Origin of the sequence: Tepidimonas ignava, assembly GCF_004342625.1 — a bacterium.
GTDB lineage: Bacteria > Pseudomonadota > Gammaproteobacteria > Burkholderiales > Burkholderiaceae_C > Tepidimonas > Tepidimonas ignava.
This window is the reverse complement of record NZ_SMAH01000009.1, coordinates 1-17,477: the sequence shown is the minus strand read 5'-3', so window position 1 is coordinate 17,477 and position 17,477 is coordinate 1. Positions and strand designations below refer to the sequence as shown.

The following is a 17,477-nucleotide window of genomic DNA, read 5'->3' as shown; positions in this document are numbered from 1 at the left end:
CTGTCACCCTTGGGCCGGGGCCCCCTGTTGCAAATTTACAACCCTGAATGATAGCGACACTTGCGCACCCGCGATACGGCCCTCGTCCACGAGGTTGGTCAGCTCGACGCGGCCACCGTGTTCGTCCATGATTTTTTTGACCACCGCCAGCCCAAGCCCCGTCCCCTTGGCCTTGGTGGTGACGTAGGGCTCGAAGGCGCGCTGCAAAATGGCCTCGGCAAAGCCGGGGCCCTCATCCAGCACCTGCAGCCGCACCCACTGGCCGCTTTGCGACAGCCGGGTGCGCAGCGTCACTGCGCCGTGCACGCCTGCGCCCACCATCGCATCCTGGGCGTTGAGCACGAGGTTGTGCACCACCTGGCGCACCTGCTGGGCATCGGCCAGCACCGGGGGGCAGCGCGCGTCCAGGTCCAGCCGCACCGGCACCGGGCTGGCCTCGTACAGGGTGACGATCTCGCGCAGCAGGGCGTTGAGGTCCAGCGGCGCCAGTTGCGCGGCGGGCAGGCGTGCGTAGTCGCGAAACTCGTTGACCAAGCGCTTCATCGCTTCGACCTGATCGACGATGGTGCGCACGGCCTTGTCAAGCATGGCGGCGTCCGTCCCCTCGAGTTTGGGGCCGAGCTTGTGCGCCAGCCGCTCCGCCGACAACTGAATCGGGGTGAGCGGGTTTTTGATTTCGTGCGCCAGGCGCCGCGCCACCTCGCCCCAGGCCTGGGCGCGTTGGGCCGAGATCAGGTCGCTGACGTCGTCCAGCACCAGCAGCCACTCGCCCCCTGGCAGCAACGCGCCGCGCGCCACCAGGGTGCGCGGGGGCGAGCCAGGGGCCGCCCCCGGTGGCGTGAACTCGTACGGCTGCTGCCAGTGCGCGCCGTGCGGCTCGGCCTCGTGCTCGTGGCCAAAGCGGGTGAACTGCTCCTGCACCCACGCCCCCAGCGCCTGCAAGCCCGGCACGTCGGTCAGCGTCTGCCCGAGATGCTCGCCCAGCGGCGCGCCCAAAATCCGCTGCGCCCCGGGGTTGATGCGGCGCAGCCGGCCATCGGGTGCCAGCACGATGACGCCGGCGGTCAGGTTGTCCAGCAGCGTTTGCAGGCTGGCCCGTGCGGCATCCACCTGCTGCATCGAGGCCTGCACCGCCTGACGCGCGTCGGCCAGCTCGTGGGTCATGTGCGCGAAGGTGCGCGTCAGCTCGGCCAGCTCGTCGCGCGCGGGCAACGCCACCTTGGGGCTGAGGTCACCGCGCGCCACATCGCGTATCCCCTCGGCCAGCAGGATCAGGGGTCGGGCCAGTTGGTGGCCCAGCAGCACCGCCAGCAGCACCGCCCCGAACACCGACAAAAACAGCGCCAACGTCAGCGTGCCGATGTACATCGCGCGCAAGCCCTCGCGGGCCAGGCGGCGCTCCTGGTACTCGCGGTTGGCCACCTGCACCGCCAGCGCGTTGGCCACCAGCGCCGAGGGTATCGGCGCGGTGAGTTGCACATAGCGCGCTTCCGCCCCGAACGCCAGCACGTCCGAGGGCACCAGCGCCAGCGCGCGCACGCGCGGGCGCTGCTCGGGCGGCATGCGCTCCAGCGAGGCGGGGTCGCTCAGCGTTTCGAGTTCATCCAACCCCTCGATCCACACCACCACGCGTTCCTGGCGCGCGCGGCGCAGCAGCGTTGGCGCCGGCCGCTCGGGCGCCAGACGAAAGCGCGACTCGCCCACGCTGGCCAGCGCCCGCCCTTGCGCGCTCCACAGCACCAAGTCGCTGGCGCCGAGTTGCTCTCTCCAGGTTTCGAGCTGCACCGCCGCCGCGGCGTCCCCGCTGCCCGCCAGCGACTGCGCGATCGTGCGCGCCTTGGCCGCCCAATCGGCGCTGACCGTATCCACCGCGGTGCGCCCCAGCGCCAACCCGGCCTGCAACGCGGTTTCCACGCGGGTGTCGAACCACGCTTCGATGGCGCGGTTGACGAACTGGTACGACACCACGTAGATGAGCCCACCAGGGGCCACCCCCACCAAAGCAAAAATGGCCGCGAGTTTGAGCAACAAGCGGCTGCCGAAGCGCCCGCGCCGCAGACGCACCAACAGGCGCGCCGCCAGCCACAGCAGCACCGCCAGCAACACCGCAGCCACCGCCAGGTTGAGCGCCAGCAAGCGCCCATAGCCTGGCGTGGCGTAGCTGCGGTGGTCGGTGGCCAGCGCCAGCAGGTAAAACAGCACCAAGCCCACGCCGAGCATGAACAGCACGCCCAGCGCCACGAACCAACGCAGCCGCTGCGCCCGTTGCGCGTCGCGGGTCGCGGCGGTCACGGACGTTCCTCCGTGCCCAAGGCCGCCGTGGCCGGCAGCGTGGTGCGCCAGGCCAACGCCTCGCGTTCGTCGGTGCCCGACCACCACTGCAGCGGCCGCGGCAGCCGCCCGCTGTCAAGCTCAAAGGCCAGCGCGAGTTGGTCGTCCGCGTGCAGACGCTGGGGCAAGGGCACGCGCCAGCGCTGGCTGCTGCGCACCAGGGCCAGCGCCTCGTCCAGCGTGTCCAGGCTGCGCTGCAGCGCGGCGTCGGCGTCATTGCCCTCCAGCACGCTGACACGCCAGCGCTGCGTCAGCGGCTGGTAGGCCAAGCGCACCCAGCGCCGGGCGCGCAGCAGCAGCCGGTCGGTCCAGTACCAGCGCGGGCGGCGCACCTCGAGCTGCCACGTGAAGGTCAGCGCCACGCCGCGCAGCAGCGCGTCGTGCAGCGCCGCCGGCAACAGCAGCGGCACGCGGGCATCGACCACCAGCGCGTCGTCAACCAGCGCCACGCGCCACTGCGGCTGGGCCAGCTGCGCGTGGGCCAGCCGCTGCACCGGTGCCAGCAGCACCGCGGCTGCCGCCGCGCGCAGCAGGCGGCGGCGCGCCCGACCCTCGCGGTCAAGCGCGCTGCAGCAGCGCGTAGAAAAATCCGTCCATGCCACGGCGCGCATTGTCGCCCATGGCGTGGGCCGCCAGCAGCGCCTCGGCCGCCGGCGTGGCGTCGGCAACACGCCCGCCGGGCAGCAAATGGCCGGGCGCAGGCAACCGGCGCGCCTGCGGCTGCTCGGCCACAAAGGCCTCGACGACCTGCTGGCCCTCGCCGCGGAACACCGAGCACGTGGCGTACAGCAAACGCCCCCCGGGTGCCAGCAGCGGCCACAGCGCGCGCAGCAGCCGCGCCTGCTGTTGCGCCAGCCGCGCCACGTCGCCCGGGCGGCGCAGCCAACGCACGTCCGGGTGGCGCCGCACAATGCCCGACGCCGTGCACGGCGCGTCGAGCACGATGGCGTCGAACGCGCGCCCATCCCACCACGCGCGCACGTCGGCCGCGTCCGCATGCAGCACGCGCACGGTGCTGCCCGCGGCCGGCAGCCCCAGGCGCTGCAACGTTTCATCGATGCGGCGCACCCGCTGGCCATCGGCGTCCAGCGCCCACAGCTCGAGGTCGGCCAGCTCCAGCAGGTGCGCCGTTTTGCCACCGGGCGCCGCGCACGCGTCCAGCACGCGCGCGCCCGGGCGCAGCCCGGCGCCCAGCAGCAACGGCGCGGCCAGTTGGGCAGCACCATCCTGCACCGACACCCACCCGGCCGCCCACCCCGGCAACTGCTGCACCGGCACGGCGTCCTCCAGCACCAGGCCATCGTCGCCGATGGGCTGCGCCGACCAACCCTGCAGCACCAGCTGCGCCAGGTACTGCGTGCGCGTGATGCGGCGGCGGTTGACGCGCAGCACCATCGGGGCGGGCTCGTTGTCGGCCTGCAGCACGTCGGCCCACAGCAAGGGGTGGTCGGCCTGCAAGCGCTGCACCCACCACGTCGGGTGGTTCCAACGGCCCTGCGGGGTGGCACGGGCGCGCTCCAGCAGCGCCGCTTGCTCACGCAAAAAGCGGCGCAGGCACGCGTTGACGAACCCCCGCAACGCCGGCGCGCGCAGCGCGGGCAGCGCCTGCACGGCTTGGTCCACCACCGTGTAGGGCGCATAGGCCTCACCCCGCACCAGCAGCGCCAGCGCCACCTCCAGCAACGCGGCCACGCGCGGCGGTGGGGCATGCTCGGCCAGCAGCCGCACCAGGGCCTGCGTCGTGCCCCCCTGGCGCAAGGTGTCGAACACGAGGGCCTGCACCCCGGGGCGCAGCGCGTCGGGCACGGTCGGCAACGCCTCGGCCAGCGAACGCCCGGCGCGCACCGCGGCCACGCAACGCGCGGCCTGGGTCAATTGGTCACGGAGGGCGGGGGCTTGCATCGGGTGGATTGTGCCGCGGCACGCGCACAAAACAACACCCCCAGCGCAGCGCCGGGGGTGTGGTCGCTCGGCTGCAGCACGGGGGCCGGCGGCGGGCCAAGCCCCCACCGGCCACCGCGCATCAGACCGCGTCGTCGTCGCCGTGCGCCAGCGACATCGAGTCGGCCTCGGCGATGGCGCGGCGCTCCTCCTCGTCCATGCGCTCCTTGGCGCGACGCGCGTCGTGGAAGGCCATGCCGGTGCCCGCCGGGATGAGGCGGCCGACGATGACGTTTTCCTTCAGGCCGCGCAGCTCGTCGCGCTTGCCCATGATGGCCGCCTCGGTCAGCACGCGCGTCGTTTCCTGGAACGACGCCGCCGAGATGAACGAGTCGGTCGACAGCGACGCCTTGGTGATGCCCAGCAGCAGGTTTTTGAACGTGGCCGGCGTCTTGCCCTCGGCGCGCAACGCATCGTTGGTGTTGAGGATTTCCGAGCGCTCGACCTGCTCGCCCGCGATGTAGTGGCTGTCGCCCGGGTTGTCGACCTCGACGCGGCGCAGCATCTGGCGCACGATCACCTCGATGTGCTTGTCGTTGATCTTCACACCCTGCAGGCGGTACACGTCCTGCACCTCGTCAACGATGTAGCGTGCCAGCTCCTCGATGCCCAGCAGCCGCAGGATGTCCTGCGGGTCGGCCGGGCCGTCGACGATCAGTTCGCCCTTGTTGACCACCTGGCCTTCGTGCACCAGGATGCTCTTTTCCTTCGGCACGAGTTCTTCCCAGACCTTGCCGTCGGGGTCGGTGATTTGCAGGCGCACCTTGCCCTTGGTTTCCTTGCCAAACGACACGGTGCCGGTGATTTCGGCCAGGATGCCCTTGTCCTTGGGCGAGCGGGCCTCGAACAGCTCGGCCACGCGCGGCAGACCGCCGGTGATGTCGCGCGTCTTTTGCCCTTCGACCGGGATGCGCGCCAGCACCTCGCCCGGGTGGATCGACTGGCCGTCGCGCACCTGGATCAGCGAACCCACCGGGAACGTCACCGTCACCGCGTGGTCGGTGCCCGGGATCTTGACCTCCTTGCCCTCGGCGTCGATCAGCTTGACCTGCGGACGCACGACCTTGGTCGAGCCGCGCCGTTTGGGGTCGATGACCACCAGCGTGGACAGGCCCGTGACCTCGTCCACCTGCTTGGCCACCGTCAGGCCCTCTTCGACGTTTTCGAACTTCACCACCCCGGCGAACTCGGTGATGATGGGGCGCGTCAGCGGGTCCCAGTTGGCCAGGATGGTGCCGGCGGTGACACGCTGGTCCGCCTTGACCGCCAGGATCGCACCGTACGGCACCTTGTGGCGCTCGCGCTCGCGGCCGTTGTCGTCGTGGATGATGATTTCGCCCGAACGCGCGATGACCACCAGCTCGCCCTTGGCGTTGGTGACGTAGCGCATCGTGCTGTTGAAGCCCACCACGCCGTTGGACTTGGCCTCGACGCTGGAAGCCACCGCCGCACGCGACGCCGCGCCCCCGATGTGGAAGGTGCGCATCGTCAGCTGCGTGCCCGGCTCACCGATCGACTGCGCGGCGATCACGCCGATGGCCTCGCCGACGTTGACCAGCCCACCGCGGCCCAGGTCGCGCCCGTAGCAGCGCGCGCACACGCCATAGCGCGTCTCGCAGGTCAGCACGGTGCGCACGCGCACCTCGTCGACACCGGCTTGCTCGATCAGGTCCACCGCGTCCTCGTCCAGCATCTGGCCGGCCCGCACCAGCACGCGCTGCGTCTCGGGGTCGACGATGTCCTCGGCCGCGGTGCGGCCCAGGATGCGCTCACGCAAGCTTTCGATGACCTCACCACCCTCGACGATGGCGCGCATCAGCGTGCCGTTGGCGGTGCCGCAGTCCTCCTCGGTGACGACCAGGTCTTGCGTCACGTCGACCAGGCGGCGCGTGAGGTAGCCGGAGTTGGCGGTCTTGAGCGCCGTGTCCGCCAAGCCCTTGCGCGCGCCGTGCGTCGAGATGAAGTACTGCAGCACGTTGAGGCCTTCGCGGAAGTTCGCGGTGATGGGCGTCTCGATGATCGAGCCGTCGGGCTTGGCCATCAGGCCACGCATGCCCGCAAGCTGACGGATCTGCGCCGCCGAGCCACGCGCGCCCGAGTCGGCCATCATGTAGATCGAGTTGAACGACTCTTGCTCGACCTCGCGGCCGTGGCGGTCGACGACCTTCTCCTTCTTGAGGTGCTCCATCATCACCTTGGAGATTTCGTCACCGGCCTTGCCCCAGATGTCCACCACCTTGTTGTAGCGCTCACCGGCCGTCACCAGACCGGAGGCGTACTGCTGGGCGATCTCCTTGACCTCGGCCTCGGCGCGCTCGATGATGGCTTGCTTTTCCGCCGGCACCAGCATGTCGTCGATGCAAATCGAAATGCCCGCCTGCGTGGCCAGCCGGAAGCCGTTTTGCATCAACTGGTCGGCAAACACCACGGTGGCCTTCAGACCGCACTTGCGGAACGAGGCGTTGATCAGCTTGGAGATCTCTTTTTTCTTCAGCGGCTTGTCGATCAGCTCGAACGGCAGCCCCTTGGGCAGGATGCGCGACAGCAACGCGCGGCCCACGGTGGTGTCGCGCAGCTTGGTCACCGGCTCCAGCTCGCCCGTTTCCTTGTTCTTGAGCCACTCGGTCAGGCGCACGCTGACGCGGCTGGTCAGCTCGACGACGCCGGCGGCCAGCGCCCGCTCAACTTCGTCGACGTCGGCAAACACCATGCCTTCGCCCTTGCCGTTGATGCGCTCGCGCGTGGCGTAGTACAGGCCCAGCACCACGTCCTGCGACGGCACGATGGACGGCTCGCCGTTGGCCGGGAACAGCACGTTGTTGGACGACAGCATCAACACGCGCGCTTCCATCTGCGCCTCGAGCGACAGCGGCACGTGCACGGCCATCTGGTCGCCGTCGAAGTCGGCGTTGAACGCCGCGCACACCAGCGGGTGCAGCTGGATCGCCTTGCCTTCGATCAGCACCGGCTCGAACGCCTGGATGCCCAGACGGTGCAGCGTGGGCGCGCGGTTGAGCAGCACCGGGTGCTCTTTGATGACGTCTTCCAGGATGTCCCACACGATGGGGGTGCCGGCCTCGACCTCCTTCTTGGCGGCCTTGATCGTCGTGGCGATGCCCATTTGCTCCAGCCGCGCGAAAATGAACGGCTTGAACAACTCGAGCGCCATCAGCTTGGGCAGGCCGCACTGGTGCAGCTTGAGCGTGGGGCCCACCACGATGACCGAGCGGCCCGAGTAGTCGACGCGCTTGCCCAGCAGGTTCTGGCGGAAGCGGCCGCTCTTGCCCTTGATCATGTCGGCCAGCGACTTCAGCGCGCGCTTGTTGGCGCCGGTCATGGCCTTGCCGCGGCGGCCGTTGTCCAGCAGGCTGTCCACGGCTTCTTGCAGCATGCGCTTCTCGTTGCGCGCGATGATCTCGGGCGCCTTGAGCTCCAGCAGCCGCTTCAAGCGGTTGTTGCGGTTGATGACGCGGCGGTACAGGTCGTTGAGGTCGGAGGTCGCAAAGCGGCCACCGTCCAGCGGCACCAGCGGGCGCAGGTCCGGCGGCAGCACCGGCAGCACCTCCAGGATCATCCACTCGGGCTTGATGCCAGACTTCTTGAACGCCTCCAGCACCTTGAGGCGCTTGGCGTTTTTCTTGACCTTCATCTCCGAGCCGGTCAGGTCGTTGCGCAGCTTTTCGATCTCCAGGTCCAGATCAATGTTTTGCAGCAACTCCTTGATGCCCTCGGCGCCCATCTTGGCGACGAACTCGTCACCGTACTCGCGGCGCTTGGCGTCGTAGTCGTCCTCGGACATGATCGAGCCTTTTTTCAGCGGCGTCATGCCCGGGTCGATGACCACGTAGGCCTCGAAGTACAGCACGCGCTCAATGTCGCGCAGCGTCATGTCCAGCACCAGCCCCAAGCGGCTGGGCAGGCTCTTGAGGAACCAGATGTGCGCGCACGGCGCGGCCAGCTCGATGTGGCCCATGCGCTCGCGGCGCACCTTGGTCTGGGTCACTTCGACGCCGCACTTTTCGCAGATCACCCCGCGGTGCTTCAAGCGCTTGTACTTGCCGCACAAGCACTCGTAGTCCTTGATGGGCCCAAAGATCTTGGCGCAAAACAGGCCGTCACGCTCGGGCTTGAAGGTGCGGTAGTTGATCGTCTCGGGCTTTTTGACCTCACCGAACGACCACGACCGAATCTTTTCCGGCGAGGCCAGACCGATCTTGATGGCGTCAAAGTGCTCGTCGGGCGTGAACTGCTTGAACAGGTCGAGCAAGGATTTCATGGCTGCGTCCTCGATTTAACGGCACTCTTAGTTGCGTTCCAGCTCGATGTCGATACCGAGCGAGCGGATTTCCTTGACCAGCACGTTGAACGACTCCGGCATGCCGGCGTCGATCGAGTGCTCGCCCTTGACGATGCTTTCGTACACCTTGGTGCGGCCCTGCACGTCGTCGGACTTGACGGTGAGCATCTCCTGCAGCACGTACGACGCGCCGTAGGCTTCCAGCGCCCACACTTCCATCTCACCGAAGCGCTGGCCACCGAACTGCGCCTTGCCACCCAGCGGCTGCTGCGTGACCAGCGAGTACGGCCCGGTGGAGCGCGCGTGCATCTTGTCGTCCACCAGGTGGTGCAGCTTGAGGTAGTGCATGTAGCCCACCGTGGTCTTGCGCTCCAGCGGATCGCCGGTGCGGCCGTCGTACAGTTGCGCCTGCGTGCGCGACTCGGTCAGGCCCTTGGCCTTGGCCACGTCGTCCGGGTAGGCCAGGCGCAGCATCGCGCGGATCTGCTCTTCGCTGGCGCCATCGAACACCGGCGACGCAAACGGCACGCCTTTGGTCAGCTCGCGCGCCATCGCGATGATCTCGTCATCGGACAGGTCGTCCAGGTTTTCCTTGCGGCCGGTGCCGTTGTAGATGGTGTCGAGGAACTTGCGCACCTCGGCCACGTCGGCCTGGCGCTGCAGCATCTCGGCGATGCGCTCGCCCAGCCCCTTGGCGGCCCAGCCCAGGTGCACCTCCAGCACCTGCCCGATGTTCATGCGCGAGGGCACGCCCAGCGGGTTGAGCACGATGTCGATCGGCGTGCCGTCGGCCATGTAGGGCATGTCCTCCACCGGCACGATCTTGGACACCACGCCCTTGTTGCCGTGGCGGCCGGCCATCTTGTCACCGGGCTGCAGGCGGCGCTTGACAGCCAGGTACACCTTGACCATCTTGAGCACGCCCGGCGGCAGCTCGTCGCCCTGGGTGAGCTTTTTGCGCTTTTCCTCGAACGCCTGGTCGAACTTGTGGCGCGTGGCCTCCAGCGCGTTTTTGATCGACTCCATCTGCGCCGCCACGTCGTCGTCGGCCACGCGGATGTCGAACCAGTGGTGCTTGTCGACCTCGGCCAGGTACTCCTTGGTCAGCACCGTGCCCTTGGCCAGCTTTTTCGGACCGCCGTTGGCGGTTTTGCCGATCAGCAGCTTTTCCAGACGATCGTAGGCGTCGGCCTCGACGATGCGCAACTGGTCGTTGAGGTCGAGCCGGTAGCGCTTGAGCTCGTCGTCGATGATCTGCTGCGCGCGCTTGTCACGCTGGATGCCTTCGCGGGTGAAGACCTGCACGTCGATCACCGTACCCTGGCTGCCCTGCTCCACGCGCAGCGAGGTGTCTTTGACGTCCGAGGCCTTCTCGCCAAAGATGGCGCGCAGCAGCTTTTCTTCCGGCGTCAGCGTGGTCTCGCCCTTGGGCGTGACCTTGCCCACCAGCACGTCGCCCGGCTGCACCTCAGCGCCCACGTAGATGATGCCCGACTCGTCCAGCCGGTTGAGCTGCTGCTCCGACAGGTTAGGGATGTCGCGCGTGATTTCTTCCGGCCCCAGCTTGGTGTCGCGCGCCATCACCACCAGCTCCTCGATGTGGATGCTGGTGTAGCGCTCCTCGGCCACCACCTTCTCCGAGATCAGGATCGAGTCCTCGAAGTTGTAGCCGTTCCACGGCATGAAGGCGATCAGCATGTTTTGGCCGATCGCGATCTCACCCAGGTCGGTGGAGGCGCCGTCGGCGATCACCGCGCCCTTGTGGATGCGGTCGCCCTTCTTGACGATGGGGCGCTGGTGGATGTTGGTGTTTTGGTTGGAGCGCTGGTACTTGATCAGGTTGTAGATGTCCACGCCCACTTCGCCAGCCACCGCCTCGTCGTCGTTGACCCGGATGACGATGCGGTTGGCGTCGACGTAGTCCACCACGCCGCCGCGCTTGGCCACCACCACGGTGCCCGAGTCGATCGCGGCCACGCGCTCGATGCCGGTACCCACCAACGGCTTTTCCGGACGCAGCACCGGCACCGCCTGGCGCGACATGTTGGCGCCCATCAGCGCGCGGTTGGCGTCGTTGTGCTCCAGGAACGGCACCAGCGAAGCCGCCACCGACACGATCTGCGCCGGCGACACGTCCATGTACTGCACGCGGTCGGGCGTGGTCAGCACCGATTCGCCTTTTTCGCGCGCCGACACCAGCTCACCCACCAGGCGGCCCTCGGCGTCCAGCTCGGCGTTGGCCTGGGCGATGACGTACTTGCCTTCTTCGATGGCCGACAGGTAGTCGATCTGGTTGGTCACCTTGCCATCGACCACGCGGCGGTACGGCGTCTCGATGAAGCCGTATTCGTTGAGCCGCGCGTACAGCGCCAGCGAGTTGATCAGGCCGATGTTGGGGCCTTCCGGCGTTTCGATCGGGCACACGCGGCCGTAGTGCGTCGGGTGCACGTCGCGCACCTCGAAGCCGGCGCGCTCGCGCGTCAACCCGCCCGGGCCCAGCGCCGACACACGGCGCTTGTGCGTGATTTCGGCCAGCGGGTTGGTCTGGTCCATGAACTGGCTGAGCTGGCTGGCCCCGAAAAACTCCTTCAGCGCCGCCGAAATCGGCTTGGAGTTGATCAGGTCGTGCGGCATCAGCGGCTCTTGCTCGGCCTGCCCCAGGCGCTCCTTGACCGCCTTTTCGATGCGCGCCAGCCCGGTGCGGAACTGGTTTTCCGCCAGCTCGCCGACGCAGCGCACGCGGCGGTTGCCCAGGTGGTCGATGTCGTCCACCTCGCCCTTGCCGTTGCGCAGGTCCACCAGGATCTTGACCACCGCCAGGATGTCGTCGTTGGTCAGCACCATCGGGCCTTCGGGCGTGTCGCGGCCGACGCGGGCGTTGAACTTCATGCGCCCGACGCGCGACAGGTCGTAGGTCTCGGGGTTGTAAAACAGCCGGTGGAACAGCGCCTGCACCGCGTCTTCGGTGGGCGGCTCCCCAGGACGCATCATGCGGTAGATGGCCACGCGCGCGGCGAACTCGTCGGCGGTCTCGTCGATGCGCAGCGTCTGGCTGATGTAGGGACCCTGGTCCAGCTCGTTGGTGTAGATGCAGGGCAGCTCCTGGATACCGGCGGCGCGCAACTTTTTGAGCAGCGTCTCGGTCAGCTCGTCGTTGGCGCGCGCGATGATTTCGCCCGTGTCCGGATCGACGATGTTTTTCGCCACCACGCGGCCGATCAGGTAGTCCTCCGGCACGCTGATGTGGGTGGTGCCGGCCTGCTCCAGCTCGCGCACATGGCGTGCGGTGATGCGCTTGTCCTTGGCCACCACCACCTTGCCGTTGGGGTCGGTGATGTCAAAGCGCGCCACCTCACCCTTGAGACGCTCGGGCACAAACGCCATCAGCGCGCCGCTGTCCATCAGGCGGAAGTGGTCGTTGACGTAGAAGTGCGCCAGGATCGCTTCCGGCGTCAGCCCAATGGCCTTGAGCAGGATCGTCACCGGCATCTTGCGGCGGCGGTCGACGCGGAAGTACAGCAGGTCCTTGGGGTCGAACTCAAAGTCCAGCCACGAGCCGCGGTACGGAATGATGCGCGCCGAAAACAGCAGCTTGCCGCTGGAGTGCGTCTTGCCCTTGTCGTGCTCGAAAAACACACCCGGCGAGCGGTGCAACTGGCTGACGATGACGCGCTCGGTGCCGTTGACGATGAAGGAGCCCTTGTCGGTCATCAGCGGCACTTCGCCCATGTAGACCTCTTGCTCCTTGACCTCCTTGACCACCTTGGACTGCGGGGTGGAGGCCTCGCGGTCGTAGATGATGAGCTGCACACGCGCGCGCACCGGCGCCGCGTAGGTCAGGCCGCGGATTTGGCACTCGCGCACGTCGAACACCGGCTTGCCCAGCGTGTATTCGACGAACTTCATCTCCACGAAGCCGTTGTGCGACACGATCGGGAAGGCCGACTCGAACGCGGCCTGCAGCCCCACGGGCTTGCGCTCGCGCGGGGGCACGTCGGCCTGCAAAAACGCCGTGTAGGCGTCCTTTTGCATCTGCAGCAGGTAGGGGATTTCCAACACGCTGTCGCGGCTGCCAAAGCTCTTGCGGATGCGCTTGCGTTCGGTGTAGGAATACTGGGCCATGAGAACTCCGGACAAGACGTCTGGGCGACTGGGCGGCGGCGCGCGCACGGCGCGGCCGCTGGGATTCTTGGCGACCGGCCCCCACCGGTCTGTCGGCTGACGGCCCGCGCGTTGCACGCGGGCCCGAACCAAGCGGTCTTGCTGCAGTCGGAATCAGAAGACACGGCCAAGCGGTTGCAGGGGGGCGGGCCAACCGCTTGGCCGTGCGCTCTGACAAGCGCCAAAGGGCTGGGGACCCCAGCGGGGACGCCCCAGCCCTGCGGGCACGGCCGGCTTACTTGAGCTCGACCTTGGCGCCGGCTTCTTCCAGCTTCTTCTTGGCCGCTTCGGCGTCGGCCTTGGGCATGCCTTCCTTGACGGTCTTGGGCGCGCCGTCGACCAGGTCCTTGGCTTCCTTGAGGCCCAGACCGGTGATTTCGCGCACGGCCTTGATCACCGCCACCTTGTTGGAGCCGGCGTCCTTCAGGATCACGTCGAACTCGGTCTTTTCCTCAGCGGCCGGGGCAGCAGCGCCGGCGGCGGCCGCGGGCGCCGCCATCGCGGCGGCGGACACGCCAAACTTCTCTTCGATGGCCTTGACCAGGTCGTTGAGCTCCATCACCGTCATGGTGTCCAGAGCGGCCAGAAATTCGTCTTTGTTGAAAGCCATGGTACTGATTCCTGAAAATCGGGTGGATAGGAAGGAAACGATGCGTTACGCGGGCTGGGCTTCGGCGGCAGCGCCTTCGCCCTTCTTTTCGGCCAGCGCGGCCACCACGCGCGCCAGGCGCGACACGGGCGACTGCAGCAAACCGAGCAACTGCGACAGCAGCACTTCCTTGGAGGGAATGCTGGCCAACGCCTTGACGCCGTTGACGTCCAGCGCCTTGCCGGCGTAGACACCGCCGCGCAGGACCATCTTGTCGTTGGTCTTGGCGAATTCGGCCACCACCTTGGCGGCGGCCACGGCATCTTCCGAGAAGGCGTAGATCAGCGGACCGGTCATCTGGTCGGCCGCGACGGCAAACGGCGTGTCGGCCGTGGCCCGGCGCGCCAGCGTGTTTTTCAACACGCTGACCGTCACGCCGGCCTTGCGGGCCTCGACACGCAGCTTGGTCAGATCGGCCACCGTGATGCCACGGTACTCCGCCATCACCAGCGTCTGCGCCTTGGCGGCCAGCGCCGCCACCTCGTCGATGACGGCTTGCTTCTCACTGCGGTTCAGACTCAAGGTTGACTCCTTCAAAACACGCCCACCACCGTCGGCGGGCATGCACCCCATTGCAGCGATCAACCGTTTTCAGGAAACCGCACACCGGCTTGGTACGGACCGGCACCCGATTCCATCCGCGGCGGGATCGCCATCTGCGCTGGCCGCCCCTTGACGGGGGCATTTAGGCGGGCAGGCCCGCACCAGCGGTCTTGGATGGCTCCACAACCCCACCCGGGGGCTGCGGACCCACCACCGGCGCCGCCGCGGCAAGCCGCCGCGGCGCCGAATCCTTGCACCGTCAACCCGCGACGATGGTCTGCGGATCGACACGCACCCCCACGCCCATCGTCGACGATACCGCCACCTTGCGCAGGTACTGCCCCTTGGACGAAGCGGGCTTGGCCTTGTTGAGCGCCTCGATCAGCGCCGCCAGGTTGCCCTGCAGCTTGTCCACGTCGAACGAACGGCGGCCGATCGTCGTGTGCACGATGCCGGCCTTGTCAACACGGAACTGCACCTGGCCCGCCTTGGCGTTTTTGACCGCGGTGGCCACATCGGGCGTCACCGTGCCGACCTTGGGGTTGGGCATCAGGCCACGCGGACCCAGAATCTGGCCCAACTGACCGACCACGCGCATCGCATCCGGCGCCGCGATGACGACGTCGAAGTCGATGTTGCCGGCCTTGACCTGCGCGGCCAAGTCGTCAAAGCCCACGATGTCGGCGCCGGCGGCCTTGGCCTCTTCGGCCTTGGCGCCTTGGGCGAACACCGCCACGCGCTTGGTTTTGCCGGTGCCATTGGGCAGCACCACGGCGCCACGCACGACCTGGTCGGATTTGCGCGGATCGACGCCGAGCTGCACGGCCACGTCGATCGACTCATCGAACTTGGCGGTGGCGCACTCCTTGACGATGCCCAGCGCTTCGGGCAGCGGGTACAGCTTGGTCGGATCGACCTTGCCCTGCAGGGCTTTTTGCTTCTTGGTCAGCTTGGCCATCTCACAGCCCCTCCACGATCACGCCCATCGAACGCGCCGAACCGGCGATCGTGCGCACAGCGGCGTCCAGATCGGCGGCGGTCATGTCCTTCATCTTGGTTTTGGCGATTTCCTCGAGCTGCGCACGCGTGATCTTACCGACCTTTTGCGCGTGCGGCTTGGACGAACCCTTGTCGAGCTTGATCGCCTTCTTGATCAGCGTGGTCGCCGGCGGCGTCTTGATGATGAAGGTGAAGCTCTTGTCGGCGTAGGCGGTGATGACCACCGGCAACGGCAGACCCGGCTCCATGCCCTGGGTCTGGGCGTTGAACGCCTTGCAGAACTCCATGATGTTGAGCCCGCGCTGACCCAGCGCCGGACCGATCGGGGGAGAGGGGTTGGCTTTACCCGCTGGCACTTGCAGCTTGATGAAGCCGACGATTTTCTTGGCCATGTGTGTAGACTCCCGCGAGTTCCATCGGCGGCACCCCCGCTCGCACCGGGGCGCGCACCTCCTCGCACCAGGGCTCGCCTTCGCGCGCGGATCGTGCCGACCCACGCCGCCGCCGCCCGAACCGTTGACGACAGCGAAACGCCACCCGACCCAAGCCGGATGGCGAAGAACCTTTGATTATAGCGATTTTTGCGCCGCGTGCACTCAGGTCTTTTCGACCTGGTTGAACTCCAGCTCGACCGGCGTGGCCCGCCCGAAGATGGTCACCGACACACGCAGCTTGTTCTTGTCGTAGTTGACCTCTTCGACGGTGCCGTTGAAGTCGGCAAACGGCCCTTCCTTGACGCGCACGAGCTCGCCCACCTCGAACTCGATCTTGTGCTTCGGGCGGTCGGCGCCTTCTTGCATCTGACCGATGATCTTTTGCACCTCCTCCTCGGAGATGGGGCTGGGGCGGTTGCGCGCGCCGCCGACGAACCCGGTGACCTTGCTGGTGTTTTTGACCAGGTGCCAGGTGTCGTCGTCCATCACCATTTCCACCAGCACGTAGCCAGGGAAAAACTTGCGCTCGGTGGTGCGCTTGACGCCGTTTTTGATCTCCACCACCTCTTCGGTGGGCACCAGGATGCGGCCGAACTTGTGCTGCATGCCGGCGCGCTGCACGCGTTCGCGGATGTTGCGCTCGGCGGCTTTTTCCATGCCGCTGTAGGCGTGCACGACGTACCAGCGCATGCCCTCGGCGGGCGCGGCGCTCATGCCCTGCTGCGGCGCATTGGTTTCGCTCATGTTCATCTCCAACCCAGGATGAGGCCGTACAGCACCCACTCCAGCAGTTTGTCGGTCAGCCACAGGAACAGCGCCATGACGATGACGAACGCAAACACGTAGCCGGTGACCTGGGTCGCCTCCTTGCGCGTGGGCCACACGACCTTGCGCGCCTCTTTGACCGCGTCACGGCCAAAGGCGATCAGGCGCTGCCCCGGGGTGGCCGTCAGGCCCACCCCCACACCGGCGGCCAGCGCCACGAGCAGCGCCACCCACTGCACCCACGCCCCTTGCGCGCGCAGCAGGTAGTACGCCACAAAGCCCAGCACCGCCAGCAGCGCGGCCGCAGCGAGCTTGGCCTTGTCAGCCGCCGGACTGACCGTTTCGATTTCCGTCGAGGCCATGGTCCTCTTATCCCGATTCGATCGCACCAGAAAATCAAGCCCGCAACGGTCCGGTCGGGACGCGGCGGGCTTGGCTAGACGGACCGGCTGGTGCGCTTACCGGCTGGCAGGGGCAGAGGGAATCGAACCCCCAACCTTCGGTTTTGGAGACCGACGCTCTGCCAATTGAGCTATGCCCCTGTAGCAGCCTGCCGATTGTAGCGGCAGGCTACGTCAAACGTCGATCACTCGATGATCTTGGACACCACGCCGGCGCCCACCGTGCGGCCGCCTTCGCGGATGGCAAAGCGCAGACCTTCTTCCATCGCGATGGGGGCAATGAGCTTGACGGTGATGGTGACGTTGTCGCCCGGCATCACCATCTCCTTGTCCTTGGGCAGCTCAATGGCCCCAGTAACGTCGGTGGTGCGGAAGTAAAACTGCGGCCGGTAGTTGTTGAAAAACGGCGTGTGGCGGCCACCTTCTTCCTTGCTCAGCACGTACACCTCGCCCATGAAGTGCGTGTGCGGCGTGATCGAGCCCGGCTTGGCCAGCACTTGGCCACGCTCGACTTCTTCGCGCTTGGTGCCGCGCAGCAAGATGCCGACGTTGTCGCCCGCTTGGCCTTGATCCAGCAGCTTGCGGAACATTTCCACGCCGGTGCAGGTGGTCTTTTGCGTCGGGCGCAGGCCCACGATTTCCACTTCGTCGCCGACCTTGATGATGCCGCGCTCGATACGACCGGTCACCACGGTGCCACGGCCCGAGATCGAGAAGACGTCTTCCACCGGCATCAGGAACGCGCCGTCAATGGCACGCTCAGGCGTGGGGATGTAGCTGTCGAGCGCCTCGGCCAGCTTCATGATGGCTTGCTCGCCCAGCTCGCCTTTGTCGCCTTCGAGCGCTTTGAGCGCCGAGCCTTTGATGATGGGGATGTCGTCGCCAGGGAAGTCGTACTTGGACAGCAGCTCGCGCACTTCCATCTCGACGAGCTCCAGCAGCTCGGCGTCGTCGAC

The 17,477-nt window shown here is 67.2% G+C and carries 12 protein-coding genes and 1 tRNA gene; all 13 read right to left on the bottom strand.

Features of this window, described 5'->3' with window-relative positions; all coding sequences use genetic code 11:
* Positions 1-3: 3 nt before the first annotated feature.
* Positions 4-2,292 (bottom strand): sensor histidine kinase, encoded by a 2,289-nt coding sequence (locus EDC36_RS07945; RefSeq protein ID WP_243646525.1) that lies wholly within the window; start codon positions 2,290-2,292, stop codon positions 4-6.
* The gene (locus EDC36_RS07940) at positions 2,289-2,933 is read right to left on the bottom strand and encodes a DUF4390 domain-containing protein (protein ID WP_165902836.1); all 645 of its coding nucleotides are present in this window, start codon (positions 2,931-2,933) and stop codon (positions 2,289-2,291) included. Before EDC36_RS07940 ends, EDC36_RS07945 begins: the two co-directional genes overlap by 4 nt.
* On the bottom strand, positions 2,890-4,233 hold the full coding sequence (gene rsmB, locus EDC36_RS07935) for a 16S rRNA (cytosine(967)-C(5))-methyltransferase RsmB (protein WP_132962727.1): 1,344 nt from the start codon (positions 4,231-4,233) through the stop codon (positions 2,890-2,892). The genes EDC36_RS07940 and rsmB overlap by 44 nt, the downstream gene beginning before the upstream one ends.
* Before the next feature lie 121 nt (positions 4,234-4,354).
* Positions 4,355-8,548, bottom strand: a complete 4,194-nt coding sequence (gene rpoC / locus EDC36_RS07930) for a DNA-directed RNA polymerase subunit beta' (RefSeq protein ID WP_132962726.1) — start codon at positions 8,546-8,548, stop codon at positions 4,355-4,357.
* 27 nt (positions 8,549-8,575) lie between these two features.
* Positions 8,576-12,691 (bottom strand): DNA-directed RNA polymerase subunit beta, encoded by a 4,116-nt coding sequence (gene rpoB / locus EDC36_RS07925; RefSeq protein ID WP_132962725.1) that lies wholly within the window; start codon positions 12,689-12,691, stop codon positions 8,576-8,578.
* A gap of 274 nt (positions 12,692-12,965) precedes the next feature.
* Positions 12,966-13,340 (bottom strand): 50S ribosomal protein L7/L12, encoded by a 375-nt coding sequence (rplL, locus tag EDC36_RS07920; RefSeq protein ID WP_132962724.1) that lies wholly within the window; start codon positions 13,338-13,340, stop codon positions 12,966-12,968.
* Positions 13,341-13,385: 45 nt separating this feature from the next.
* Positions 13,386-13,901: a 50S ribosomal protein L10 gene (gene rplJ, locus EDC36_RS07915; RefSeq protein ID WP_132962723.1), complete on the bottom strand. Its 516-nt coding sequence runs from the start codon at positions 13,899-13,901 to the stop codon at positions 13,386-13,388.
* A gap of 280 nt (positions 13,902-14,181) precedes the next feature.
* A complete protein-coding gene (gene rplA, locus EDC36_RS07910) occupies positions 14,182-14,880 on the bottom strand; it encodes a 50S ribosomal protein L1 (RefSeq protein WP_132962722.1) in 699 nt (232 codons plus the stop codon).
* A 1-nt stretch (position 14,881) separates the two neighbouring features.
* Entirely contained in the window at positions 14,882-15,313 is a 432-nt protein-coding gene (gene rplK, locus EDC36_RS07905) for a 50S ribosomal protein L11 (RefSeq protein ID WP_132962721.1), read from the bottom strand.
* Between the two features lie 204 nt (positions 15,314-15,517).
* Entirely contained in the window at positions 15,518-16,105 is a 588-nt protein-coding gene (gene nusG / locus EDC36_RS07900; RefSeq protein WP_390616887.1) for a transcription termination/antitermination protein NusG, read from the bottom strand.
* Positions 16,102-16,482 (bottom strand): preprotein translocase subunit SecE, encoded by a 381-nt coding sequence (secE, locus tag EDC36_RS07895; RefSeq protein WP_132962719.1) that lies wholly within the window; start codon positions 16,480-16,482, stop codon positions 16,102-16,104. Before secE ends, nusG begins: the two co-directional genes overlap by 4 nt.
* Positions 16,483-16,586: 104 nt before the next feature.
* Positions 16,587-16,662: transfer RNA gene (locus tag EDC36_RS07890), tRNA-Trp, on the bottom strand.
* Between the two features lie 44 nt (positions 16,663-16,706).
* On the bottom strand, positions 16,707-17,477 hold a 771-nt coding region (locus tag EDC36_RS07885), incomplete at its 5' end, for an elongation factor Tu (RefSeq protein WP_132962718.1).